General features: G+C 35.0%; 26 protein-coding genes and 2 pseudogenes. 23 read left to right on the plus strand and 5 right to left on the minus strand.

What is annotated here, in order from left to right:
- Nucleotides 1-43 precede the first annotated feature (43 nt).
- Nucleotides 44-994 (minus strand): LysR family transcriptional regulator, encoded by a 951-nt coding sequence (locus ACFTQ7_RS10285; protein ID WP_386828464.1) that lies wholly within the window; start codon nucleotides 992-994, stop codon nucleotides 44-46.
- A gap of 379 nt (nucleotides 995-1,373) precedes the next feature.
- Here ACFTQ7_RS10285 and ACFTQ7_RS10290 point away from each other — a divergent pair, with 379 nt between their 5' ends.
- The 4 genes from ACFTQ7_RS10290 (at nucleotide 1,374) to ACFTQ7_RS10305 (ending at nucleotide 5,865) form a co-directional block, all read left to right on the plus strand.
- A complete protein-coding gene (locus ACFTQ7_RS10290) occupies nucleotides 1,374-2,840 on the plus strand; it encodes a thiol-activated cytolysin family protein (RefSeq protein ID WP_386828523.1) in 1,467 nt (488 codons plus the stop codon).
- Nucleotides 2,841-3,098: 258 nt separating this feature from the next.
- Entirely contained in the window at nucleotides 3,099-3,557 is a 459-nt protein-coding gene (locus tag ACFTQ7_RS10295; RefSeq protein WP_386828466.1) for a hypothetical protein, read from the plus strand.
- Nucleotides 3,558-3,784: 227 nt separating this feature from the next.
- A complete protein-coding gene (locus ACFTQ7_RS10300; protein WP_386828467.1) occupies nucleotides 3,785-4,345 on the plus strand; it encodes a histidine phosphatase family protein in 561 nt (186 codons plus the stop codon).
- 614 nt (nucleotides 4,346-4,959) lie between these two features.
- A complete protein-coding gene (locus ACFTQ7_RS10305) occupies nucleotides 4,960-5,865 on the plus strand; it encodes a cation diffusion facilitator family transporter (protein ID WP_386828469.1) in 906 nt (301 codons plus the stop codon).
- Between the two features lie 318 nt (nucleotides 5,866-6,183).
- On the opposite strand, the gene ACFTQ7_RS10310 is transcribed toward ACFTQ7_RS10305, so the two are convergent.
- Complete coding sequence (locus ACFTQ7_RS10310; protein ID WP_386828471.1) at nucleotides 6,184-6,480, minus strand: hypothetical protein; 297 nt, start codon at nucleotides 6,478-6,480, stop codon at nucleotides 6,184-6,186.
- Nucleotides 6,481-7,410: 930 nt separating this feature from the next.
- Here ACFTQ7_RS10310 and ACFTQ7_RS10315 point away from each other — a divergent pair.
- From ACFTQ7_RS10315 to ACFTQ7_RS10370, 12 genes are all read left to right on the plus strand, one after another.
- Nucleotides 7,411-7,542 carry a hypothetical protein gene (locus ACFTQ7_RS10315; RefSeq protein WP_386828473.1) on the plus strand — a complete coding sequence of 44 codons (132 nt, stop codon included), beginning with the start codon at nucleotides 7,411-7,413 and terminating at the stop codon, nucleotides 7,540-7,542.
- Nucleotides 7,543-8,868: 1,326 nt separating this feature from the next.
- Nucleotides 8,869-9,033 carry a hypothetical protein gene (locus ACFTQ7_RS10320; RefSeq protein ID WP_386828474.1) on the plus strand — a complete coding sequence of 55 codons (165 nt, stop codon included), beginning with the start codon at nucleotides 8,869-8,871 and terminating at the stop codon, nucleotides 9,031-9,033.
- A gap of 433 nt (nucleotides 9,034-9,466) precedes the next feature.
- Nucleotides 9,467-9,787: an ArsR/SmtB family transcription factor gene (locus ACFTQ7_RS10325; RefSeq protein WP_386828525.1), complete on the plus strand. Its 321-nt coding sequence runs from the start codon at nucleotides 9,467-9,469 to the stop codon at nucleotides 9,785-9,787.
- Complete coding sequence (arsB, locus tag ACFTQ7_RS10330) at nucleotides 9,787-10,845, plus strand: ACR3 family arsenite efflux transporter (protein WP_386828475.1); 1,059 nt, start codon at nucleotides 9,787-9,789, stop codon at nucleotides 10,843-10,845. Before ACFTQ7_RS10325 ends, arsB begins: the two co-directional genes overlap by 1 nt.
- Nucleotides 10,846-10,857: 12 nt before the next feature.
- On the plus strand, nucleotides 10,858-11,277 hold the full coding sequence (arsC, locus tag ACFTQ7_RS10335; protein WP_386828476.1) for an arsenate reductase (thioredoxin): 420 nt from the start codon (nucleotides 10,858-10,860) through the stop codon (nucleotides 11,275-11,277).
- Between the two features lies 1 nt (nucleotide 11,278).
- On the plus strand, nucleotides 11,279-11,638 hold the full coding sequence (gene arsD / locus ACFTQ7_RS10340) for an arsenite efflux transporter metallochaperone ArsD (RefSeq protein WP_386828477.1): 360 nt from the start codon (nucleotides 11,279-11,281) through the stop codon (nucleotides 11,636-11,638).
- Between the two features lie 2 nt (nucleotides 11,639-11,640).
- Nucleotides 11,641-13,410 carry an arsenical pump-driving ATPase gene (gene arsA / locus ACFTQ7_RS10345; protein WP_386828478.1) on the plus strand — a complete coding sequence of 590 codons (1,770 nt, stop codon included), beginning with the start codon at nucleotides 11,641-11,643 and terminating at the stop codon, nucleotides 13,408-13,410.
- Nucleotides 13,407-13,688: a Fe-S cluster assembly protein HesB gene (locus tag ACFTQ7_RS10350; RefSeq protein WP_386828479.1), complete on the plus strand. Its 282-nt coding sequence runs from the start codon at nucleotides 13,407-13,409 to the stop codon at nucleotides 13,686-13,688. Before arsA ends, ACFTQ7_RS10350 begins: the two co-directional genes overlap by 4 nt.
- A gap of 83 nt (nucleotides 13,689-13,771) precedes the next feature.
- Nucleotides 13,772-13,963: a hypothetical protein gene (locus tag ACFTQ7_RS10355; RefSeq protein WP_386828481.1), complete on the plus strand. Its 192-nt coding sequence runs from the start codon at nucleotides 13,772-13,774 to the stop codon at nucleotides 13,961-13,963.
- Nucleotides 13,964-14,106: 143 nt separating this feature from the next.
- Nucleotides 14,107-15,462 carry an NAD(P)-binding domain-containing protein gene (locus tag ACFTQ7_RS10360; protein ID WP_386828483.1) on the plus strand — a complete coding sequence of 452 codons (1,356 nt, stop codon included), beginning with the start codon at nucleotides 14,107-14,109 and terminating at the stop codon, nucleotides 15,460-15,462.
- A 58-nt stretch (nucleotides 15,463-15,520) separates the two neighbouring features.
- Nucleotides 15,521-16,015 (plus strand): GNAT family N-acetyltransferase, encoded by a 495-nt coding sequence (locus ACFTQ7_RS10365; RefSeq protein WP_386828485.1) that lies wholly within the window; start codon nucleotides 15,521-15,523, stop codon nucleotides 16,013-16,015.
- Nucleotides 16,016-16,074: 59 nt separating this feature from the next.
- Nucleotides 16,075-16,830: a class I SAM-dependent methyltransferase gene (locus ACFTQ7_RS10370; protein ID WP_386828487.1), complete on the plus strand. Its 756-nt coding sequence runs from the start codon at nucleotides 16,075-16,077 to the stop codon at nucleotides 16,828-16,830.
- Nucleotides 16,831-17,031: 201 nt separating this feature from the next.
- Here ACFTQ7_RS10370 and ACFTQ7_RS10375 read toward each other — a convergent pair.
- Nucleotides 17,032-17,520: pseudogene (locus ACFTQ7_RS10375) on the minus strand (SDR family NAD(P)-dependent oxidoreductase); the annotation flags it as partial.
- A gap of 177 nt (nucleotides 17,521-17,697) precedes the next feature.
- Between ACFTQ7_RS10375 and ACFTQ7_RS10380 the strand changes: the two are divergent.
- The 3 genes from ACFTQ7_RS10380 (at nucleotide 17,698) to ACFTQ7_RS10390 (ending at nucleotide 20,643) form a co-directional block, all read left to right on the plus strand.
- The gene (locus ACFTQ7_RS10380; protein WP_386828489.1) at nucleotides 17,698-17,973 is read left to right on the plus strand and encodes an SDR family NAD(P)-dependent oxidoreductase; all 276 of its coding nucleotides are present in this window, start codon (nucleotides 17,698-17,700) and stop codon (nucleotides 17,971-17,973) included.
- Between the two features lie 324 nt (nucleotides 17,974-18,297).
- Nucleotides 18,298-18,897, plus strand: a complete 600-nt coding sequence (locus ACFTQ7_RS10385) for a nitroreductase family protein (protein ID WP_386828491.1) — start codon at nucleotides 18,298-18,300, stop codon at nucleotides 18,895-18,897.
- A 300-nt stretch (nucleotides 18,898-19,197) separates the two neighbouring features.
- Nucleotides 19,198-20,643, plus strand: coding sequence for a GMC oxidoreductase (locus ACFTQ7_RS10390; RefSeq protein ID WP_386828493.1), 1,446 nt, complete (start codon nucleotides 19,198-19,200; stop codon nucleotides 20,641-20,643).
- 301 nt (nucleotides 20,644-20,944) lie between these two features.
- Here the strand turns inward: ACFTQ7_RS10390 and ACFTQ7_RS10395 are convergent, their stop codons facing one another.
- Nucleotides 20,945-21,280 carry a 2Fe-2S iron-sulfur cluster-binding protein gene (locus ACFTQ7_RS10395; protein ID WP_386828495.1) on the minus strand — a complete coding sequence of 112 codons (336 nt, stop codon included), beginning with the start codon at nucleotides 21,278-21,280 and terminating at the stop codon, nucleotides 20,945-20,947.
- A 568-nt stretch (nucleotides 21,281-21,848) separates the two neighbouring features.
- Nucleotides 21,849-22,799 (minus strand): oxygen-dependent tRNA uridine(34) hydroxylase TrhO, encoded by a 951-nt coding sequence (gene trhO, locus ACFTQ7_RS10400; protein ID WP_386828496.1) that lies wholly within the window; start codon nucleotides 22,797-22,799, stop codon nucleotides 21,849-21,851.
- Nucleotides 22,800-23,589: 790 nt separating this feature from the next.
- Here trhO and ACFTQ7_RS10405 point away from each other — a divergent pair.
- From ACFTQ7_RS10405 to ACFTQ7_RS10420, 4 genes and pseudogenes are all read left to right on the plus strand, one after another.
- A pseudogene (locus ACFTQ7_RS10405) lies at nucleotides 23,590-23,730 on the plus strand (LLM class flavin-dependent oxidoreductase); the annotation flags it as partial.
- Nucleotides 23,731-23,881: 151 nt separating this feature from the next.
- Nucleotides 23,882-24,676 (plus strand): SDR family NAD(P)-dependent oxidoreductase, encoded by a 795-nt coding sequence (locus ACFTQ7_RS10410; protein WP_386828498.1) that lies wholly within the window; start codon nucleotides 23,882-23,884, stop codon nucleotides 24,674-24,676.
- Between the two features lie 72 nt (nucleotides 24,677-24,748).
- Entirely contained in the window at nucleotides 24,749-25,594 is an 846-nt protein-coding gene (locus tag ACFTQ7_RS10415; RefSeq protein WP_386828499.1) for an aldo/keto reductase, read from the plus strand.
- A 123-nt stretch (nucleotides 25,595-25,717) separates the two neighbouring features.
- Nucleotides 25,718-25,919, plus strand: a 202-nt coding sequence (locus ACFTQ7_RS10420; protein ID WP_386828500.1) for an HTH domain-containing protein, incomplete at its 3' end; no start/stop codon positions are given.

Consider the following 25,919-nt stretch of genomic DNA (forward strand, 5'->3'; position numbering starts at 1 on the left):
GAATCCACTAATCACAGCCATAGTATTGTGATTAGTGGATTTCTTATTGAGATTTTATCAATGATTGAATCAATAGTTGACTTTTTTCTGAAATTGAAAAGCCAGCTTTTTCAAGTCCCTCAACCATTAAACGAATAAAAGCTTTCGCCGCAAAATTAATGAATTTATCTTTTCTATATAGAAGTACAATTTCTCGCGTTAATGGTGGATTATAGATCGGTCGCTCACAAATAGTATTTGTTTTATATTGGTTACACAATGTTTTCGAAATAATTGTCGCCCCGACATTTTGTTCAACTAGTTTAAAAATGGCTTGAACACTAGCTGTCTCTATTTTAGGTTTCACATGAAGCTTTTCTTTGCGCGCTGCACTATCAATTACTTTCCTACATTGATGGATAGTTGGAAATAATATAAGCGGAAGCTCTAAAACATCTTGCAATGCTATTTTTTTTGATGCTAAAAGTGGATGCTCGATATGCGCAACGAATAGTAATTCTTCAGTAAACAATGGAATTATTAGAAGCTGCTCATCCTCATAATCGAAATATTCTTGTTTATAGGAAATCGCAAAATCTATTTTATTGTCTTTGAACTGTTTTAATAAATCATCTGTGCTATTTATGCAAATTTGTAAATCTGAATATTCAAGATGATAGTCTAACAAATAGTCCGACACTAAATTGGTTAATTCACCAGGTAGTGTACCTATCACTAATTTCCCGGCTTTTAATTCTTTCAGTTCAATTATCTGATTGCTTGTATTATCTATCGCTCGAAATATATGGGTACATTGTTCATGCAATATTTTACCTGCTTCTGTAATCGCTATTTTTTTCCCTAGACGATCGAATAGCGGAATGCCCAGTTCATTTTCTAATACTTTAATTTGATGGCTAAGCGTCGGTTGAGAAATATTCAATTTTTCGGCAGCCTTTGTAAAATGAAGCTCACTACATAGTACTAAAAAGTATTCAAGCTGTCGTATCTCCATATACGTACCTTCTTTAATAAAATTATTTCTTATATTATAACATTATTCTTATAGAGACCCGTATATTTCATCAGAGAATTAATATCAAATTTAGTAATGCGCAGAGGAGCTTTGACATCTACTAGCACGACAATGTAGATTTCTTTAAGCTTGTAGAGGGAGAATTAGTCGAATATATATTTAACATTAAAGCCGACAACTTAAATATGCTATTTTCACTATTCGTTAGTTATTTAACATGCAATCAAGGTACTAAATTACTATACTCGACTGAAATAATTTTATGGTATAATTTCCTTAAAAAGGAGTGGTAATTTTGGGAAATAAAAATCGTTTTAACGTAATAAAATTTCTAGTAGGCTTATCTGTTATTTTATGCATGATAAATTATCCGGTTATTTCCTTTGCTGAAACACTTGATACGCATTCTAGTGAGAAAAGCAAATCGAATGACATTGATTCGGGTATAGCAAACATGAACTACAATAATAACGAGGTTTTAGCTGTGAAAGGAGATAAGATTGATAGTTTCGTACCAAAAGAAGGTATTAACTCAAATGATAAGTTTATAGTGGTGGAACGTAACAAAAAATCACTTACAACCTCACCAGTGGATATTTCAATTATCGATTCTATGGCGAATCGTACTTATCCAGGAGCATTACAACTTGCAAATCAAGCTTTTGTAGACAATCAACCTAGTTTATTAGTGGCGAAAAGAAAACCGCTAAATATAAGCATAGATTTACCTGGTATGAAAAGAGAAAATACTACGACCGTGGATAATCCTACATATGGTAATGTTTCTGGTGCAGTAGATGAGCTAGTATCTACTTGGAGTGAAAAATATTCAACAACCCATACTTTACCTGCAAGACTACAATATTCAGAGTCTATGGTTTATAGCAAATCTCAAATAGCAAGTACGCTAAATGTGAACGCCAAAGTTCTTGATAATTCATTAGGAATTGACTTTAATGCAATTGCTAATGGAGAGAAAAAAGTGATGGTTGCGGCATATAAACAAATATTTTATACCGTAAGTGCAGAACTACCTAATAATCCATCAGACCTTTTTGATGACAGTGTGACTTTTGAAGAGTTAACGCGTAAAGGGGTAAGTAATGAAGCTCCTCCCGTTATGGTGTCAAATGTGGCTTATGGCAGAACAATTTATGTGAAATTAGAAACAAGCTCTAAGAGCAAGGATGTACAAGCTGCATTTAAAGCCTTACTTAATAATGTGAATACGAATGTAGAAACTAGTGGACAATATAAAGATATTTTTGAAGAAAGTTCTTTTACTGCAGTAGTATTAGGCGGAGATTCACAACAGCATAATCAAGTTGTCTCAAAAGACTTTAATGATATTAGAAATATAATTAAAGATAATGCAGAGTTTAGTCTTAAAAATCCAGCATACCCAATATCATATACAAGTGTTTTCTTAAAGGACAATTCAATTGCTGCTGTTCATAACAATACAGATTATGTCGAAACGACATCTACAGAATACTCTAAAGGCAGCATTACCCTTGATCATTATGGTGCATATGTTGCTCAATTTGAAGTAGCATGGGATGAATTTTCATATGATGAAAATGGCAATGAAGTGCTATCCCATAAAACTTGGAATGGAAACTGGAAAGACAAAACGGCTTATTTCTCAACTGTAATACCACTACCGCCTAATTCAAAAAATATAAGAATTTATGCGAGAGAATGTACAGGTCTCGCATGGGATTGGTGGAGAACAATTATTGATGAATACAATGTTCCATTATCTAAAGAAATAAAAGTTTCAATTGGAGGAACTACATTACACCCAACAGGTACTATTAATTAAATACCTATCATGATCCAATTTAAGCTAGGGCTTGAAGCGGGTAAATACGATCATGCATCCTGGTTAAACAAACGGCTGAGACTCTTGTTATTCAAGAACTCAGCCGTTTCTATTTTCACAAACATCTCTCCGAATAGAAAGAACACCTAAAGACTGGACCAAGTGTTATAGGAAGAAATTCTATTTTTACGACATAAAATGGAAACTGTTTTGTAACTTAGTTTAAACGAGTTCGTCGAATGGTAAGGGGGGACGTTCATGAAGAAATGTTTTTTATATGTAGTAGCTCTTTTAGGACTTACATTTATAACGGGGTGTTCAAATACTGGTGGATTGTCGGGAGAAAAACCTCCTAAAGCGTTTATAGAGATTGAAAATAAAAAATATGAAACTACACTCGGTACTTATTGTTGGCAAAATGGATGCGTTGATACTGCTGGACCAGTTGAACTTTTAGAAGGCCAAAAGCCTATAAAAGTTAAATCAGGTGAAACCATAACGCTTGAATTGGACTATGAAACAAAACCAAATGAATTTCATGTTGCGCAAATAAGTGGTAATAAGGAAACTGAGGTCGTGGTCAAAAACAATCGTTTTACGGCACCTACACAACGTGGCGTTTATTATTACTCTTATGGCGTTTGGTGGATGGATGAAAAGGAAGCGAATGTATCTAATGGCGACGCTTTCTATGCCTTTGTATTAGAAGTAGAATAGCTATTACATGATAAAGTGCGATATGGATCAACTACAGGTGAAAAAGTTGTGGGTATTGTTTTTCTTTGTGAATATGAATGGGGGAATCGATGAGCTCGAAGTGGTATTATGGTTAATTACTGAAGAACTATATGCCACCCCCAAGGCATTGATTCATATTCATTAGTCATCACTGCTTACAATTTATCATAGATGTAAAGTAGTTATACATAAATGGAGGGCTTTGTATGAATAAACGGATATATATTGTAAGGCACTGTGAAGCACAGGGGCAATCTTCGGAGTCACAACTTACGGAAAAAGGATTGATACAAGCAAACTATTTATCTAGATTTTTCTCCAATAGTGAAATTGATCGAATTATATCAAGTCCTTTTTTACGTGCAATTCAGTCAGTAGAACCGATTAGTGAGGAAACAAACATAATCATAGAGATTGATGAACGTTTATCAGAACGTACACTTAGTACTACGGATTTACCTGATTGGCTTGAAAAACTTAAAGCCACATTCAATGATTTGGAGCTGAAATTTCAAGGTGGAGAGTCAAGTAAAGAAGCTATGAATCGAATAGTAGCAGTTGTAGATGAAGTTTTTAAAAGTGAATCTGAAAACACAATAATAGTTACTCATGGAAATTTAATGTCTCTACTGCTAAAGAATTATGATAACAGCTTTGATTTTGATTGCTGGAAGAGTCTTAGTAATCCAGATGTGTTTGTATTATATTACACGAACAATGAAGTAAATATGGAACGTTTATGGAAAAAAGAACTAATAGAAAAATAGTAAAATTTCTTAAATAAGAGGCCAACTTTAGGGATGTCTCCACTCATCAAAGCTTAAAACAAAAAAAGCAGATTTATTCTACCCGTTTTGTAGAGTAAATCTGCCTTTTAGTTTTAACAGCAACGATCTTTGGGAAAGACTGTTTTCTCGAATCTTCAACTAAGCAACCGCTAGTTCAACAACTTCTTTAAAACAATTCTTGTATACGTTTTTAATTGTTTTAAATTACTTTGTGAATAAATCTTTATTATTTCTAATATCACATAAACCCGATAAGTCGTTTCATTCGCTAATTTTATAATGTAGTTCATTGTTACTTCCACTTCCTTTGCAAAGGAGCCCGTACAAAAAGTGAACGACTTTATAAGGCTCATCTAGTTCGGGTGAAATGTCTATTTTCGTGAAACCTTTAATTTGATTAATCTTGGTCTAAGGCAACTTATTTTTACGCTCGAATTTTATTTAGTAATGGTAAAAAAGATTGCTGTAGACCCACACGATATTCGTCTGATATCATAGTTGAGTATTAATTGGAGGAAGAAGAGTAAAGAGTATTTGCGAAGAATTCTTCCCACATTTTTTATGGATAAAACTCTTACTCGGAGGAGATATAAATGGTTAGTGAGAGAGAACAAATTAGCAAAAGAGTTGCATGGATTGCACTTATATCCAACATAATTCTTATGGTAGGTAAACTCTTCTTTGGTCTTTTTGGAGGTAGTGAGGCCGTTTTTGCAGATGGGATTCACTCTGGAGCAGATGTAGTTGCTTCGATTGCTGTGCTAGCGGTGGTCGGTATTTCTAATAAACCACCTGATAAGGATCATCCCTTTGGACATGGTAAGGCGGAGGTTATTAGTGAAGCAATCGTTGGAATTATTTTAATATTAGTTGCACTATATATTTTAGTAGAAGCAATTTTAGCATTTTTTGAAAAACCTAGTGTACCACAATACAGTGCATTGATCGCAGCTATCATTTCTTACATAGCGAAAGAAATACTATATAGATACTCTATAAAACAGGGGAAAAAGTGGAATAGTAAGGCGATTATAGCGATTGCATTAGATCATAAAGGTGATATTGTTGCATCACTTGCTGCATCTATCGGTGTCCTCTTAGCGATAATAGGAAATGCCATTGGATGGACATTTTTGTTATACGCTGACGCTATTGCCAGTGCTTTAGTAGCTTATTTTATTTTTAGAATCGCAATGGAATTAGTTAAACCTTCTGTTGATGTGTTAATGGAAAAAAGTGTGGATCAGGAACTTTTAGACAAATATGAAGTTACTATTCATGAATTTAATCAAGTGCAACGAATAGACAAAATTCGTGCAAGAGAACACGGTCACTATAAGCTTCTAGACATTCGTTTATCGCTTAATCATGATTTAACAATTAAACAAGGCCATGATATAGCTCGTGACATAAAAAATGCGATATTAAAAAAATACCCTGATGTCGGGGAAGTCCTTATCCATGTAAATCCATACTATATGGAACCTGATCAAAACTAACTTACAAAAAAGCGCACGGGGTAAATCTGAATAATATCGATGAAATAGCTGAGAAGCGTATGAATCAAATAAAACTAATAGACGTAAATTAGACTATTATAATTTAAATTTCAATAATTACTTAAAGAGCATGCCTTTTACTTCATAAAAGTAAAGGTCATGCTCTTTTCGTACAGATTCTTTCTCCTAGAAAGAAAATGTTTCCAAGAGTAAAGTCATCCGAATGGTATTGTTCAAATTTTGTAGGAGTAATTTATTTTTGTTCTTGTTCATTAATGGCCTCTTAAAAATTCTTTGGTAGCAAAGCGACAGCGATTATTACTCGCAAAAAAATAGCACAACGTTGATAATGACGATAAACCAGGTGAAAAGCAAAATTAAGGATTGTCCTAAAAACTTACCTAATGTCATCATTTCAAATTTACCATCCACACGCCAATCGAGATAAGCTGCATACACTGGAGATGGTAAATTGAAATTCCCAAAACCGGATTGTAAGCCTATGATAAAGATGACAACTATAAGCGGTACAAATAATACCACGCTACCTAGTAGTGCAACGAATGTAGTTTTTACTTGATCCCCAATTACGTTGAGTGTATGAACCTCAATCATATACAATTCATCTTCTGTTCCATATTTCCTTGGTATACTGTTTATATGTATGCAATATTGTATTGTTTAAAGGCTACCAAGATACTTTGAAAAAACAAGTATCGGTGAGAAACAGTGTTTGGAAGAAGTGGGTTTGGTGTTATGTAGTTAGAGACTACTTTTGCAAATATCAAAAAAGAGCCCAAAAGCGAACTTTTTTGTATTAAAAACAAAAAAAAAATCGTGTTTTTGTCATAAAAATACTATTCGTCCATCTGCTGGATACTAATTAGATGAAATAAAACACGGATATTAAATTTGAAAGTTATTTAACGTAATAAAAAAATGCCGTAAGTGATGCAGCTTGAAGCTGGTAAGTGGAAGACCTGACTTTTTTATCACATTTTTAAAAATGTCATGCAAACCGTGCGGATTTAATGATTTTGTTTTATATTCAGGAAACTAGTTCTGAAGGATTTGAACTTGATATGATCTTATAGTTGCTTAATCAGATACTAGAAGCGGGATAAGTGAAGAGAAAATATCCAAATAAGTTCAGAACGGCTCAGACGTAGGGATGCAGCTGTACCTAATGTCGACCTATAGAGAATGGTGGGGGCATTCAAACACAAATACAATCGCATGTACATTCAGCAGGATAAGTTCAAGCGCTCCTCAAAAGTGAGTACTTGGTCTTTTGGTGTTCGCTTGTTCTTTTTCAAAATTGCTACGAACCTTAATGAAGGGTTAATGATAAGCCAACCAAACCACCATCTGCGTAGATTAAAGCGCACAGATGTAATGGCGTTGGAACTAACCAACATTTAGTTTTATTAAGACGTAAAATCAAATTGATATTTAAGGTGTTACACCTTTTTGAAATTAAGCCTACGAAAAATAGTATAAATTGCCGTAAAACGGACAATTTAATAGTTATTGGAGGTGAGTACATTGGCAAAAGAAAAGCAAAAAAAAGAAATAGAGCAAGAAGAGTTCGGCATGGAGTTTAGTCAAGAAGAATTAGAAGTACCTGAAGAAAAGGAACAAAAGAAGGAACTAAATGAAAATAAAGAAAAGCAGTAAATAATGAATACCACCATAAGCTTAGGGTTGTGGAAAATCACAAAAAAGCCATATCGCGGTCATTATAGCTTAAGTATTGCTTTAATAACAATATATATTATCTTGTCCTAATTTTAGTTTATATAGCTACGATGGATTGCAGGATAGCACAGTGCATTAACAACTTGGGGCGATGCATGCAACAGATTGCTATCCCAAAACAAGTGTATGTACTTGTATTTAAAAACATTACAACTATGGAAATGTAAGAAATGAAATTCGAGCTTTTTCCTTAAAAAGGGCCACTTCAAAAAAAGAAAGTGACCAATACTAATCCTAATTTATATTTACACCTTTGTGCAATTAAACATTCGCCATCTGGTTTTAACTTGAAAAACTCCTTACGAACAATGTGATACAAATTATAACCAATAGAATTAAAGTTATAACAATTGTTAGAAGTCCCCTAACAATAGTAGTTAAATTGTTTACATTCTTCAATCCATAGTTGGCAAGGAAAAAAGTTATTATTGTTGCTACTAATAAAAATATTAGGGGATCTAAGTGAAAGTAAGATACAAAAAATAGTGTGAATTGAGTAGAGTTAATTGTGATAAAGAAAACTATTAGCCAGCATAATGACAGTAGGAATGACAATAAATTTAGATGTATAACTTTGGATTCCTCCTTTTAATATAAAGGAATTAAAGAAGGAAAAACGTATGATAATTATTGCGTTCATAAGGAAATGGTTTATCTTAACACTACTATTTATATGATTTAATAACTAAGGTTGGTTAGTTCATGGCCTTAAGAAATGAAAAAAGAGTGACTGAACTATCTCTTTATTCCAGATATGAAAGTAAAGAAAAAAGCAGAATAGAATAATCTATTCTGCCTCTGGTTTTTCGCTTTTTTCCATTTCTTCTTTTTTACTTCTAAGTAGTAAGGCAATGAATAAAAAACTTGCTACCCAAAAGGAAAAGAAAAAATTTTCAAGCAAGGACAAATTATTGTTTTCGAAATAATCCCAACCCGTTGTCAATAAAAACAGTGTTACAAAAAAAGCGATGTATAAACATTTGCCGAATTTAGTCATTTAAAGCACCTCGATATGTAATATAAGTAAACTTTAACGTTAAAAGGGCCACTGGATGGGATGACCCACAAATGGGGAGGTCGTGACGGTCAACTAGCGTCACAACCTAAGTGCGTGCGATACACTCAATAATAATGTGTACAAATTTATGTTTTCTATACATAAAAACAGCCACAACGTCATCACACGATAGAGCTTATAATGGACTTTAGCCTTTTTTAAATCTCTTAGCATTAGCAATTACACTCATGACAACAGGACAACACCGCTTTACAGTAGAGCATTCTACTGCAACCCCTCAAACACTAGTTGCAGTAGGTACACAATTTACATTTTTGGTTATTGTGATTGTGGCCGTAATCGGTCTGCTATTAGCATTTTTTGTGAGACGCCCAGCAAATCACTCGCACTAGTTTACAATTTTTAAGAAATGAAAATAATAGAACGAAACGTCAGGATCATTAGTAAATCATTGATCCTGGCGTTTTTAGTTGCTCTTATTCTATGAAAATAGTATTGGTCCATCGTCTGGATACTTTATTAGTCAAATGAAACACGAATATTTTAGTTAGAAAGTAAAAAAATTTGATCTTGCAAATCTTATAGAAGACAGATGTGTATCAACTGAAGTTCATTTAATGTTAAATGTCGCAAATGAAAGAAAAATGAAAGCCTGAGTCTAGTATCAAAATTTTTTAGAAAAAATGGGTAAAAGTCTATTGCAATTATTTTTCAACAAACATAATATAAGTGTATAGTTATATATTTATTTAGCCACCTGTACTGTTCGGTGATTTTATTTTAAATATTATATAAGCAAATGATTATATAAGGAGAGCAGATATGATGGAAAACACACAAATTGAAAAACAATTAAAGGCTGCAGCTGATCTGAACCGTATTAAATTACTGGCATGCATGAAAAATGGGGAGGTTTGTGTATGTGATTTTGTGGATGTTCTAGGGATTTCACAGCCAGCAGTTAGTCAGCATCTCAGAAAATTAAAGGAGGCTGGCATTATTACTGAACGAAAGGTTGGTACATGGAAACATTATCGTTTAGTGGAGGAACAGACACTACTTATGAAGGGGATTTTAGAACAAATTGAGCCATTAAATGGATGCCATTGTGGCTCTGACTGTACAAACATAGGGGAGGAAAGTTAATGGGTAATGAATCTTTAACAAAACAGCTTTCGTTTTTAGATCGCTACCTTACTCTTTGGATTTTTGTTGCGATGGGTATTGGCGTTCTATTCAGTATTACTATGCCTAATATTGGTGAAGCATTAGAATCCATGTCGGTTGGTACAACATCCATACCGATTGCTATAGGGCTGATCGTCATGATGTATCCACCTTTGGCAAAAGTAAAATATGAAGAAATGTGGCGTGTGTTTAAGGATTGGAAAGTTCTTTTACTGTCACTTTTTCAAAACTGGTTACTTGGACCGTTTTTAATGTTCTTTTTAGCCATTATCTTCTTGCGAGACTATCCAGAGTATATGGCTGGGCTCATTATGATTGGTTTAGCACGATGTATAGCAATGGTAATCGTGTGGAATGATTTAGCTCGTGGAGATCGAGAATATGTAGCAGGTCTGGTTGCATTTAATTCTATTTTTCAGATTTTTACATATTCGTTTTTTGCCTACTTTTTCTTAAATGTATTACCTGGTTGGTTTGGTTTAAAAAATTTTAATGTGTCCATTTCTATGTGGGAAATTACGAAAAGTGTTCTTATTTACTTAGGAATACCATTTGCTGCTGGATTCTTAACACGATTAATAGGAATTAAGACAAAAGGGAAGCAGTGGTATGAAGAAAAGTTTTTACCAAAGATTTCACCACTTACTTTAATTGCACTTTTGTTCACAATTGTGATGATGTTTGCCTTAAAGGGTGAGAAATTAGTGGAATTACCACTTGATGTAGTACGAATTGCTATTCCATTATTTATTTACTTTGTGATAATGTTTGCTGTTTCATTCTTTTCTTCACGTAAAGTAGGAGCATCGTATCCTGTGACAGCAGCCCTTTCTTTTACAGCGGCTAGTAACAATTTTGAGTTGGCAATTGCTGTAACTGTAGGTGTTTTTGGACTTCATAGTGGAGTAGCTTTTGCCGCTGTTATTGGTCCACTTGTCGAAGTACCGGTACTCATTGGACTTGTATGGGTTGCTCTACGATGGCAAAAGAAATATTTTAAAACTATTAAATTATAGGGAGTACTTTTTATGACAAACACACTTTTTTTCTTATGTACAGGGAACTCTTGCCGTAGTCAAATGGCTGAGGGATGGGCAAGGAAGTTATTACCTACTGATTGGACAGTGAAAAGTGCTGGTATTGAAGCACATGGAGTAAACCCGAAAGCTATCAAAGTAATGGCAGAGGTAGGCATTGATATTTCGAATCAAACATCTGATCTAATTGATTTTGAGACATTAAACAATGCAACACTAGTTGTTACACTTTGTGGAGATGCAGCAGATAAATGTCCGATGACGCCATCTCATGTTCGTCGTGAGCATTGGGGATTTGAAGACCCGGCAAAAGCATCTGGTACAGAAGAAGAGAAGTGGGAAGTTTTCCAAAACGTACGTGATGCTATTGGAAAACGTATTGGACAATTTGTAGCAGAGGAGTTGAAATAAAATGAAAAAAATTCATATTTATGAGCCAGCAATGTGCTGTTCTACGGGCTTATGTGGACCATCTATTGACCCAGAGTTATTACGTATGTCATTTGTAATGAATAATTTAAAGAAAACAAATTTAGAAGCTGAACGATTTAATCTAACAAATGAACCAAATGCCTTTGTAGAAAATGAGGTAATTAATCAGCTTTTAATGTCCGAAGGGATGGATGCTCTACCAGCAACGTTTGTAGATGGAGAGTTACTCTGTAAAGGAAAATACCCTACAAATGAACAATTTTCACAATGGTCAGGACTTTCAAAAGAAGAACTATTACAAAAACCAAAGGTACGCTTGTCACTAAAAGGAGATGCGTAAAAATGGAACGCTTTACAAGAAGTCGATTCCCGGATACTCCTTTCCTCTTTTTCACAGGGAAAGGGGGCGTTGGAAAAACGTCTGTAGCTTGTAGTTTATCAATAGCAATTGCATGTGAAGGGAAAAAGGTACTATTAATTAGTACGGACCCAGCATCTAACTTACAAGATATTTTCGGTCAAACACTTTCTAATAGCCCGTCAAAGATTAAAGGTATAGACAATTTATTTGCATTAAATTTAGATCCTGAACAAGCAGCACAACATTACAAAGATCAAATGGTTGGTCCGTACAGAGGGAAACTGCCTGATGTAGTTCTTCAGAACATGGAGGAGCAACTTTCGGGCGCTTGTACTGTTGAAATTGCTGCATTTAACGAATTTGCTACACTTTTAACAGATGGTTCAGTGATTGAAAACTTCGACACAATCGTGTTTGATACAGCTCCAACAGGGCATACATTGCGACTATTACAACTTCCTTCTGCGTGGTCTACGTTTTTAGATGATAACACGACTGGTACTTCATGTTTAGGTCCATTAAAAGGACTAGAGCCGCAACGTGAAATCTATAAAGAGGCTGTTGAACGGTTAAAAAATGCCAATCAAACAACACTAATGCTTGTGACACGTCCAGACGTAAACCCATTAAAAGAGGCAGCACGTGCTTCTCATGAACTGTTTGAAATCGGCATTCAAAATCAGGTCTTACTAATTAACGGATATATGAAAAATATTAGTTCTAATGATGAGATAGAGAAGGCATTCATTGCCCGCCAAACCGAGGCATTAGAGATAATTCCTAAAGAGTTAAAGCAATTTGAACAATACTACTTACCGTTTGTACCATACTCTTTATCAAGTATTGAGCGTATGCAAGCATGGATGACAGATCAAGATATCACACATGAAAATAAAGCAGACAAAGGTATGACAATCCCTGAAGTAGAAGAAATGATTGCTGATTATTTAGAGCGTAAACCGAAGCTTATTTTTACAATGGGTAAAGGTGGTGTTGGTAAAACAACAGTTGCTTCGTATATTGCCCTACGCTTAGCTGAAGAGGGTATCCGCGTGCATTTAACTACGACTGATCCTGCAGCGCATTTAAATTGGACGTTCGGTGATGACAAAGTTAAAAATGTAACGGTAAGTCGTATTGATCCGAAGGTAGAAGTAGCAAATTATGAGGCAGAAGTGCTTGCAAAAGCAAGTGAAACAATGAATGAAGAAGGCTTAGCATTTGTGAAAGAAGACTTAGCTTCTCCTTGTACTGAGGAAATTGCAGTATTCCGAGCATTTGCCAATGTTGTAGAAAATCATCAAGATGAAGTCATTATTATTGATACAGCACCAACTGGCCATACGTTGTTGTTACTAGATGCGACAGAAGCTTACCATCGTGAAATAAGCCGTTCGCAAGGTGATATCCCTCCAGCTGTTTCAAACTTGTTACCACGGTTACGTGATGCAAGTTATACAAGTGTAGCAATCGTAACACTGCCTGAAGCAACACCTGTTTTTGAAGCAACACGTTTACAGGAAGATTTACAGCGAGCTTGTTTAGCTGTTGGTTGGTGGGTTGTCAATCAGACATTTTCATCTATCAAAACAACAAGTCCAACATTAATACAAAAACAACAAGCCGAAACAAAATGGCTAGAAGAAATTAAATCCATCAGCAACAATCAATTCGTGGCAATCCCATGGGTAAAAACGCCACCAGTTGGAACAAAAGGGTTACATGAACTTAAAGGAGAGACAATCAAATGAAAATGAGTCCAGAAGGTAAAAATTATATTGAGCAGGTATTAGCTGATTCAGAGGTGAAAACACTTCGTTTCTTCGGTATTGCAGGATGCTGCGGAGTTAATTTAGGTGTAGGCATAGAAGCACCAACAGAAGATGATGCTGTAGAGACAATTGAAGGAATCGAAGTTGCCATTCATCCTGATATTGCTCCTCAATTAACAGACGTCACAATTCATGCAGAAGAAGAGAATGGCGAACTAGGTTTAGTGTTAGTAGGATATTCACCAAAATCTTGCTGATGAAGTTGATATTCCTCATGAGAAAAGATGAAAATTACATTATTTCAGCAATCATTCAAGCTGATAAATAAGGGGATGAAAACGTGACAGTTAATCATGTTAGTGTGTTAACAAAAGAGTATTTCATTTCCTATTTGACTCTTATTATGACTAGTAGAGAATATACATTAGCTCAAGCCAATTCATTTGCTTTTGATTTTTTCTTTAAAGGAGATATGGAGCGCTATGGTTCTTCAACATGGTCCCAATTCCAGAAAGCTTTAAAAGAGATATAGAAAAAAATGTGTGAGATTGAAGCATGTTAATTGCATCAAAAAGTTTAAATAAAACTGCGTCTAGCTCAATGCTAGACGTAAAAAATACACTATATATAAGAAAATGCTTATATTAAAATTTTATAGAGAAGAAGGGTTTATTTATGAATATACTTAAAATAATTAAGCAAAATGATTCTTGTTGTACTACTGCAAATAAAATCGTGGCACAAGAGGCTTTTAATGATTTAAATAAGGATTTACCTATTGTAATAATTGGTGCTGGTCCAATCGGGTTAGCTGCAGCTGCCCATTTAGTACAACAAAAGCAGTCCTTTATTTTACTAGAGGCTGGGAGTGAAATAGCTCATAATATTCGTACTTGGGGTCATGTTACACTGTTTTCTCCATGGCGATATAACATCAATAAAGCTGCTAAAGACTTACTTGAGGAAACTAATTGGCAAGAACCTGACCTAGAAATATTACCGACTGGACATGAATTAATTGAGCTCTATTTAAAACCTTTAGCAGAGTTAGGACAAATAAAACCTTTCATTCATTTAAACTCAAAGGTAGTGGGCGTTTCACGTCAATTAAATGATAAGATGAAATCAAAAAATCGTGTAAATCAGTCCTTTAAAATATATATTGAAACGGAAGATGACATAAATATCATTGAGGCTAAAGCTGTTATTGATGCAACAGGTACATGGGGGAACCCAAATCCAGCAAATTCTACAGGTGTTTGGCTGCAAAATGAAAAAGTATTAGCAGGTCACATTGAGTATGGTATTCCAGATATCCAAACGAATACTAAGAGATATGCAAACAAGAAGATCGCTGTTATTGGAGGAGGTCATTCAGCTATCAATACCTTATTATCTTTGGTTGCATTACAAAAAGAGAACCCTTCAACGAAACTTGTTTGGATTATGCGTAAAAAATCTGTTAAAGAAGTATATGGTGGGGAAGAAAAAGATGCCTTGAAAGCACGTGGAGCTCTAGGTATACGTATTCATGAATTAGTAGATGCAGGGAAGATTGAAGTAATGACACCATTTTATATTTCAATGGTGAAAAAAGATGAAAAAATAAATATTGTTGGTACTTCAAATGGAGAACAAACTGTATTAACTGGATTCGATGAGCTCATTGTAAATGCAGGCAATCGACCGGATTATTCAATAAACAGCGAACTACGTCTTTCCATTGATAATGTAACAGAGAGTATGCAAGCATTAGCACCACTTATTGATCCTAATATGCATAGCTGTGGTACAGTACGAGCACATGGAGAAGACATACTCCGACAACCAGAAAAAGGTTTCTATATTGTCGGAGCAAAGAGTTATGGGCGTGCACCAACATTTTTAATGGCAACAGGTTATGAACAAGTCCGATCAATAACTGCCTATTTAGCAGGCAATTTGGAAGCTTCGCAACGTGTGGAATTAGAGCTACCTGAAACAGGCGTATGTAGTAGTAATATTTCCAACCAATCAAATACATGTTGTTAATTATTCGACTGTTAGCGAAAGCTAGCAGTCCTTTTCTAAATAATAAGGGGGAAATTGAATGGAAACATTATTTGTTCGGAAAATGGAACACAACGATTTAAAAGAGGTATTAAACATCTATAAAGAAGGAATCGAAACAGGGATGGCCACCTTTGAAACAAATGTACAAAGTGAACAAGTATGGGATGAAAGACATCATGCAACTTTGCGCTTTGTAGCAGAAGAACATAATAGAGTTATTGTTTGGATTGCCATCTCACCTGTCTCTACACGCCCTGTATATTCTGGGGTTGGGGAAGTAAGTGTTTATATATCAAATGATAGCAAAGGAAAAGGTATTGCCTCCAAGCTTTTTGAAATACTAATTGAAGAGAGTGAAAAAGCAGGTTTTTGGACGCTTCAATCATCTATTTTTGCCATCAATACTTCAAGTATTCAATTACATAAAAAGATGGGTTTTGTAAAAGTTGGTACAAGAGAAAAAATTGCTCAATTACATGGGCAATGGCATGATACTGTTATAATGGAAAAAAGAAGTACAGAGATTATCTAATTAACATATTGCCCCTTGAGAAAATAGCTAATGAAAATCGCGGGAAAGAAGGTAGTAATGTGAAAACAACAGGAAATTTTACCGACAAGGCCGATATATATGCGAAATATCGCCCTAGTTATCCTAATGAATATATTGATTATTTGTTTTCAGCTAACCAACTAAAAGGGGATCAGATTGTGGCCGATATTGGTTCAGGTACGGGGATATTTAGCCGCCAGCTACTTGAAAGAGGTATAAATGTTATTGGAGTTGAGCCAAATGATGACATGAGAAAGATGGCTGAGCAATCGTTAAAACTATATTCTCGTTTTAAATCAATAAAAGCAACTGCTGAAAATACCACTTTAAAAGGGAATAGTGTGGATTTAGTAACTGTTGCCCAGGCATTTCATTGGTTTGATAAAAAAGCATTCAAAATCGAATGTCAACGGATTTTAAAACAAAAGGCAAATGTTGCTCTTGTTTGGAATAGCAGAGATTTAACTAGTCCGATTATTAAAGCAAATGCAGAAATTTGCCAAAAGACCTGTTCAAATTTCAAAGGATTTAGCGGTGGAATAGAGGAAACTCCAGAATTATTTAACAGCTTTTTTAAGGATGGAAAGTATGAGTTTAAAAAGTATCAAAATGATTTGATTTTTGATTATGAAGGTTTTTTGGGGAGAAACTTGTCAGCGTCCTATGCTCCGAAAGAAAAGGACGAAGAGTATAAACGTTTTGTTTTTCTCCTGTCAGAGTTATTCGAAAAATACAGCGAGAATGGGAAAATTGTTCTCCAAAACATAACGCGAAGCTATCTAGGCAATATCTAAACATCCGAACATAAAGGTTTAGTATAGTGAAGTATCTTACATCCAAAAGCTTTTAACCCCGTTCCAAATTTAGAACAGGGTTATGTTTGTTTGAGCCGTTAAACTTAACTTGAGATAAATCGTTTCATCAATATGCCTAAAGGATTTAGAAAATAGGGATCAACACCCTGCATTTTCTAAATCCTTTATCCCTACGTTATATTAAATCGCTGTGTAACCACCATCTACTAACAATGTAGCGCCTGTCATAAATTCATTCTCACAAACAAAAGCACAAGCATGTGCGATTTCGTCAGGCTGACCTAAGCGACCAAATGGATGACGTGCTACTAAGCCATCATAAAAATCACCAAGCGCCTCTTTATTGACCATACCTGATTCTACATAACCTGGGCATATTGCGTTTGTGCGAATATTTCTAGAAGAATATTCAGCTGCAAGTGATTTTGTTAAAATATTAACAGCCCCTTTAGAAGCATTATAAGCAAAAGCACCCGCTTCCCCAACTGTACCTAGAATAGAGGCGATATTTACGATAACGCCACCACCTTGCTTTAAAAATTGCTGAATTGCATATTTACTTCCATAGAATACGCTATCTTGGTTGACTTGAATTACTTTATGATAATCTTCATACGACAATTCATGTGTAGAGCCAAGTGCACCAATACCAGCATTGTTAACAATAATAATGTATATGTAACCTAAATTTGCACAAATTAATATTGAGTGTATCGCACGCACTTATTTTAGGTTGTGGCGTTGGTTGACAGTCACATCCTCCCTCAATTTGTTTATTAGGGTCACTTTCAACGGTGACCCTTTTATTATTATGAAAATCAATTATGTAAAGGGGTAATTTACTTTATGTTGAACTTAGATGGAAAAGTAGCAGTTGTGACAGGAGCTTCTTCAGGAATTGGTTTAACCACTACGAAGGCATTTGTTGCAAAAGGAGTTAAGGCTGTTTTATCTGATATTAACGAAGAGTCAGGCATTGCACATACAGAAGCTTTAAGAGCAGATGGACATGCCGTTGCATTTTTCAAAGCAAACGTTGCGCATGAAGATGAAGTGAAATCATTAGTACAATTTGCAGTAGAGACATTCAGTAAACTTGCCTTACAGTTCGAAAAAATGTAAGTGGGATAACATCATGCAATAACAACTTATTTTTAAATTTTAATTCCACAGATAGTTGAATACTCTATCGTTTGTTTGGAAAACATATTCAAGAACACTAAATATGTACTGGAGAATAAACAAAGTCGAAAAGATGGAAGAAAATACGAATGACGGTGCTCATTATGGACTTAACATACAGGTGTTCCTGTTGAAGTTCACGAGGTCTTAGGAAATAAAACAGCCATTTGAAGATTCTAAAAAAGATTTTGTAAGTAAAAATCTCTACTCGACTGGTGCAATGTGTGCAAACAACAATTACAGTAAATTTGGAGGAAGAAAATTATGACAAAAGATTTCTACACTACACTTAAAGAAAGACGCACTTACTACGGAATTAATAAAGAGGTAAACATATCAGATGAAAGAATTAAAGAAATTGTAGAATTTGCTGTGAAATATACACCATCAGCATTCAACTCTCAAACTGCACGTATTGTTGTATTATCAGGTGAGGCACATAATAAGTTATGGGACATCACAACTGAAACGTTAAGAAAAGTAGTTGGAGATAATGATTTTTCTGGAACTCAACAAAAAATGGATTCCTTTAAAGCAGGTTATGGTACAGTTTTATTCTTAGAAGATGAAACAATTGTTAAATCGCTTCAAGAGCAATTTGCTGCATATGCTGAGAACTTTCCAATTTGGTCAAATCAAGCATCAGGTATGCACCAATTAGTTGTGTGGGCAGGATTGGAAGCAGAAGGATTAGGAGCTTCTTTACAACATTATAATCCACTAATTGATGATGAAGTGAAAAAAGAATGGAATATCCCTAATAATTGGAAGCTCATTGCGCAAATGCCTTTTGGCAATCCAACGGTATCACCAGGTGAAAAAGAATTCCAACCACTTGAAGAGAGAATGAAATTTTACAAATAATTCATGTATACTATACCAAACCAGTACCTTCATGGAACTGGTTTTTTCATGGAGAAAATTTTGTAGAAACAGTAGCATAAATAAAAACAGACATTGGAACCAAACGAGCATTTAAACCTTTTCCTATGTCTTATTTATTTTTCTTAATTAATTATCTATCTGCGTATTTATTTGCCAAAAATCTGGTTTGGATGAAATTTTTTAGTCAAACTTTATTTCAAAGCTCCAAAAAGGTGATATCAAAATACCAAAGGTCATAACCTTAAATGTCAAAGACTAACGCGAAAGGGCGTGGCTATTATGTGGGTTTATCCAAATAATTGGATCCCAACTAAATCACTGGAGCAAATGGCCAATACGAACTATGATGTTCTAATCGTCGGAAGTGGTGCAGGTGGAGGGGCAACGCTTTACCGTTTATGCGAAATGTGGAAGAATCAAGGGGCTAAGCGAATCGGTATTTTAGAAAAAGGGACGAAGCTATTTCATTCACATGCGCTGAATATCCCCACTATGAATGTCGATCGAATGCGCGATCAACTATGGCCTGACAATTCTACTCCTGTAGGAGAAAATTTACCAGAATTCTCAGGTGCAAGATTAACATTCGCACTTGGTGGCAGGACATTGTTTTGGAATGCTGCCTGTCCTAGACCTGCTCAGTTTCAACTTCAGAATTGGCCTATTCATCCAGATGAATTAGATGTATATTTCAGAATGGCAGAACGTGTTTTGAATTGTACAACAACCTATGCAGATGGTTCTTCAATGCAACGGATTCTTATGAATCGGCTTCACGCTGGTGGTATTTTAGAAGCCACGAATATGCCTCTTGCCATCGATATGAGAGGACCACGCATGGGGGAAATTCACTCTAACGCATGGTTTAGTTCAATCAAATTTCTTGCTTATGCCTTAAATGATAAACCATTTGATCTTGCCTTAAATGCTTATACGACGCGAGTGTTGGTTCAAAACGGAAGAACTGTTGGAGTAAGTGTTGTATCAACACAAGACAAAAAAACTTACACTGTTCGTGCAAAAAATGTAGTTGTTTCTGCAAGTACATTAGAGACACCTCGAATTTTGCTAAATTCCGGGATTAGTGGTCCAGCTATAGGACGCTATTTAACTAATCATTCATTTGTATTAGGTACGGGAAAAATAAGTCGGAGGCAGTTCTCAGATAATATCGGTAATTTAGCCATTTTGAAACGTGAAACAAGTCAATTCCCTTATCAAATACAAATATTAGGTCCCAATCAATATTTTTCTTACCAACAGTTTGAAGATAAAGTACTTCCAGACCAAGTTAGTGTTGTCTATGCAACTTTCGGTTTGGTAGAGCCTCGGAGAGAGAACAGGGTTTTCTTAGATCCTAACGAACGGGATGAATATGGTGTTCCTCTGAGCCAAGTAGATTTTTCTTATAGTGAAAGGGATAGGGCTGTTATTAATCAAATGCGCGAGGGAATCATTCGATCTGCTGAGGCGATGGGAGTTACATTGGATGGTGAGCCTACCTTAATGCCACCGGGAAGTGACGTGCATGAATCCTGTACATGTCGTATGGGTACCGATCCATCTATTTCGGCAACAAATCCGTATGGAGAAATTCATGGTGTTTCAGGTCTGTATGTAGCAGATAACAGTGTAATACCTTTTCTTGCTGCGGCAAACCCGACAAATTCAACGGTTGCACTTGCGATACGAATGGCAGATAATATCATTCGAAGAAACCCGTAATGGGATAGCGCGGACATTTCGCAGTTATCAATACTATAGAAAGTCAGTAGTTTATAAAGTTTTCTAAAAGCCGGCAGGGAATTGATAGCTGCAAAGGGAGATGTCATAGTTGAAACAGATGTTTTCAACCTCGAGCAGTCGTCTGTAAAAAATTTTGAACACTTGATGTTATGTTACTTAAGCAAATTTAAATAATTTAGCTTAAAAACGCGGATATCTTAAAGCCCGCGTTTTTAACTTTTCTCTATATTTGTGATATAGAATAATTCATCTTTTTAAGTTTGAATGAATCGATTCTTGGTTAATCTGCTGGTCTTGGACCTCTATCGCCCTGTGTATTTTCCAAGGTTAAAATAGGCCGAACTGTAATGTCTCCTATTACTCGAATTTGACAAGAAAGCCGCAAACAGTCATCATATAAATTCTCATCAATATTTTTTGTAGCGAAAGCGTTTTTTTCTATTTTAGAAATATCCTTATATTCACCAGCTAGTACCTCCACTCTACAAGTGGTACATTTTGCTATTCCGCCACACTGATGAAAAATATTTATATTATTATCTTCAAGAGCTAATACTAATTTTTTTCCTTCTTCTACTTCAAAGGTTTGTCCTCCAAATACGGTGATAAATGGCATCTATCAATACTCCCTTCATACTTTCCTAATTATAACGAAGCAATTGTTATTATCAGTTTGTATTGATCCGACTAGTCTCATACTTAGAAATCATTCATTTAGTGAGATTTTAACAAATTTTTTACTAGTGAAGAACTCTTTATGCCAAGTAGCCGTATGAAGAATACCAATATAGTGGATAGCCATAGGGAGGTGGAACACCACGAACTTGGAAGATAGAATTTCCAAAATTCGTTTCTTTTTGTTTAAGTAATGATAAAGGTTCTTCAATTTATAATTATATTTATCATATGTACAGTTACTAAAGAATTCTCATAAGATGTAGCACCAAAATTGTATTGAATTTGAGTTGTCTGGTAGAGGCAATTTATCATGAAGGTGAATTACTTCCTGAAGATGAACAGGATAAATTGTTAGCCTTAAATCATTTCTTCGTCAGTAAGGCTTACTATTCAATTAAATTAAGTAGTAACGCATAACTCAGTACCCAAAAGAATTTCTTTCGACAGAGCTATGCGTAACTTATTGTTATCAGATCTTTTAATAGTTCAGTTTTATTCCCTTATGCTTAATGTAATGATTTCTCCAATATAGCAATACGTTTGGTAACCTCTTCGTGAGAAATGTCATGAATTTTTATATAACGATTGTGTATATGTTTTGTACATTCAATCGTACAACCACCTAAGTGTTTTGCCTCATTCTCTTCTGAACTTAATATCTGTTTATTACATTCTGGATTAGCACAGTTAATGTAACGTTCACATGGAGTCCCATCAAAATGATCCTTACCGACAATAGTTGGGTTTACTTGATTTATTGGAACAACAAGGCGTTCGTCAAATACATAACATTGCCCATTCCAAAGCTGACCTTTTGCGATTGGATCTTTACCATAGGTTACAATTCCACCGTGTAGTTGACCAACATCTTCATAACCTTTTCTTATAAGCCAACCAGAAAATTTTTCGCAACGTACACCACCTGTACAGTACGTTAAAATACGTTTACCCTCTAATAATTCATTATTGTCTTCGATCCATTTAGGTAATTCACGAAACGATTGAATATCTGGTCGAATTGCGCCTTCAAAGTGACCTACATCAAATTCATAAGTGTTTCGAGCATCAATAACAATTGTGTCCTGTTGCTGCATTTGTTCATAAAAATCAGCAGGTGCAACGTAACGACCTGTCATTTCAAGTGGGTCAATATCATTTTCTAAGCTTAAATTAACCAGCTCAGGTTTTGGACGCACATGCATTTTTTTGAATGCATGACCGTCTGCCTCATCAATTTTAAACACAATACCCTTAAATAACGGATCATTTTTCATCATTTCTATATAAGCGTTTGTTTCTTCAATTGATCCAGAAAGTGTACCGTTGATGCCCTCAGAAGCAACTAAAATACGACCTTTTAAGTTCATTTTTTTACATATTTGCAAATGCTCCTTAGCGAATTCCTCAGGAGATTGAATATTTGCATAATGGTAATACAGTAAAACTCGATAGTTCAATTTATTTTCCACCTATCATTTATATTTTCAGGATACACTGATAGCTAATACCATCAAAAAACGCGGTATATTAAAAAGAATATACAAACAAAACTGATAATCGTATTCTTAGCCTCGATAATGATTAAGTATAAGTAGAATTGCCGAAATAGATTCAGCAGGCAAATCGTCCTCTCACTCACAATCTATATAAACTAAAAAGTATAATTAATATAATGCACTAATTCATATCAATAATCTTCAGCTAAAATCAGTCAATGGCCTAATGAATGACTATATAGCACATGGCTAAAAAGACATCAAAAAAACACCATTGTACTAAAGATGTACTAGATGCTGCTTGCATATTTGTGCCATATAACAAACGCATTACGTAGTATTTAAAAATTAATATGATTGAATGTATTAGTAGCAGTAATTTTCAAACTACGTAATGGTTGTCTAGAATTTCTCCTAAATACTTTTATAACTAAAAAGTATAAATGAAATAATACAACTTTTATTCGTTTCCTGTCTTCAGACTTAGGTCTGAATTATTATTCAAATAGTAATGTCGTCGTTATATTTTAAGGAAAAGAACAAGCCTAATCTTTTTATAAATGCTTATTCTTTTTTGTTTTACTTACTTTTGCAAGCATACAATTACCCTTAAGTAGATAATTATCGGGCTATTTTGGCATTGTATTAACAATCAATCCGATATGTGTAAAGTAATTCATAGCTCCAAATAGAACAAAGGTAATACCTGCAATTGTCCAAAGGAATTTAATAACTTTAGCAAAATTCGGGGTTAATAGAACTACTAAACATTTATAAGGAAATCGGTGTTAATCATCTGTTCTTTGCGTTATTTGACAGTAAACGACCGGCCGAAGAAGTTATTCATGAGCTCGGTCAAGAGGTATTGCCTCATTTTCCAGCAATCAAGTAGAGAATGAAACAACGGAGTGGAGTGTTAGGAGAAATTTCCTTATCCACTCCCTTCTTTATTCATAAACTGTTTAAAAGAATGAGGGAACCCCATACTATTAAGCGTATATTGCAATTAATTATTTTCAAAACTACATTGGGAGGGATTAATTATGTTTCTGAATTTAAAAGGGAAAACGGCACTAGTTACGGGGTCTGCAGCAGGAATTGGTAAAGCTATTGCAAAGTCATTAGTAGCTGAGGGTGTTACTGTCATTATTAATGGACGCCATGAAGAAAAAGTACATCAAACAATGCAAGAAATTCAAGAACAATATCCCGAAGCTAACCTTCAATCATTAGTATCTGATTTAGGAACAGCTCAAGGATGTCAAAAGGCTATAGAGGAATTCCAAGAAGTAGATATTCTAATTAACAACCTAGGGATTTTTGAGCCTAGAGAATATTTTAATATCTCAGATGAAGAATGGTTGAAGATGTTTGAGGTCAACATTATGAGTGGAGTTCGACTTACACGATGGTACCTCAAACGAATGATTCAAAAAAAGGAAGGAAGAGTTATATTTATTGCGAGTGAAGCAGCCATTATGCCGTCACAAGAAATGGCTCATTATAGCGCGACGAAGACGATGCAGCTTTCTCTTTCTCGTAGTTTAGCAGAGCTGACGAAAGAAACAAATGTTACTGTCAATACAATTATGCCAGGTTCTACTTTAACAGAAGGCGTAGAAACGATGCTAAATACTCTTTATCCTAATGAAAATTTGTCAATGGCAGAAGCTGAAGTGCGATTTATGAAAGAAAATCGGCCAACTTCAATTATACAGCGACTTATTCGCCCAGAGGAAATTGCGAATTTTGTTACCTTTTTAAGTAGTCCTCTTTCTTCTGCTATTAATGGGTCTGCGTTGAGAATTGATGGGGGATTAGTACGTAGTGTCTTTTAAGAGGGTTTCAAATGCTATCAGTGGATCAAAATGAAAAAGCAATCAAAAAAATAAACAATTGGAGGAATAAAAATGGTCAATCATTTGCAAGATACAATCACATTAAATAACGGCCTACAAATGCCTGGTATGGGTTTAGGTGTTTTTCAAGTAGAGAATGATGCTACTGCAGAAATGGTCAAAAATGCCATTGAGGTCGGGTATCGAAGCATTGATACTGCTGCTATTTACGGTAACGAAGCAGGTGTAGGAGAAGGTATTAAACTAGCGCTAGCATCTACTGGCTTACGACGTGAAGACTTGTTTATTACATCAAAAGTATGGAACGACGGATTAAGCTATGAGGAAACTATCGCTGCATATGAAGAGAGCCTAGAAAAACTAGGGTTAGATTATTTAGATCTTTATCTTATTCATTGGCCTGGGAAAGATAAATATGCTGAATCTTGGAAAGCTCTTGAAGACCTATATGAACAAGGCAAGATCAAAGTAATTGGTGTATGTAACTTTACTGTTGCACACTTAGAAAACTTATTATCATTTGCTCGTATTAAACCTGTTGTGAATCAAGTGGAATTCCATCCACGTTTACAGCAAATGGAGCTTCGTTCATTCTGTGACAAGCACCAAATTCAACTTGAAGCATGGGCTCCTTTAATGCAAGGCGGACTTCTTGAAGATGAAACCATTTCAAAAATCGCAAAAAAATATGGAAAATCAAATTCTCAAGTTATTTTACGTTGGGATGTACAAAATGGAGTCATCACTATCCCAAAATCTGTACGTAGAGAACGCATGATGCAAAATGCCGATATTTTTGACTTTACTTTAACAACCGAAGAAATGGCTATCATCGATGCGATGAATCTTGAACAACGTGTTGGACCAAATCCAGATGAATACGATTTTGCTCTATAGGCAATAAAAAGGAAAAGAGACTGTCTTGTGTAAAATGTACCCTATAAGATAGACACTTTCAAAAAGGTCATCTTATAGGGTATTTTTGTTTATAATGAAGAAAAACGAGCGGTGGTAAATAGGATGACTAAAAATTTATTTTCGAAACAACAACAGGCACAATTAAAATTAAATCCATACGTCAAAACGGTAAGCGCGAAAGCCATTACTTATACGGATGAATTTAAAGAATTTTTTATTGATGAATACGATAAAGGAAAATATCCAAGTGAAATATTTCTTGAGGCGGGTTTTGACATTGAAGCCCTTGGTCCAACACGTATTC

The sequence above is a fragment of the Lysinibacillus sp. NPDC056959 genome, assembly GCF_042674095.1.
Taxonomy (GTDB): Bacteria; Bacillota; Bacilli; order Bacillales_A; family Planococcaceae; genus Lysinibacillus; species Lysinibacillus zambalensis.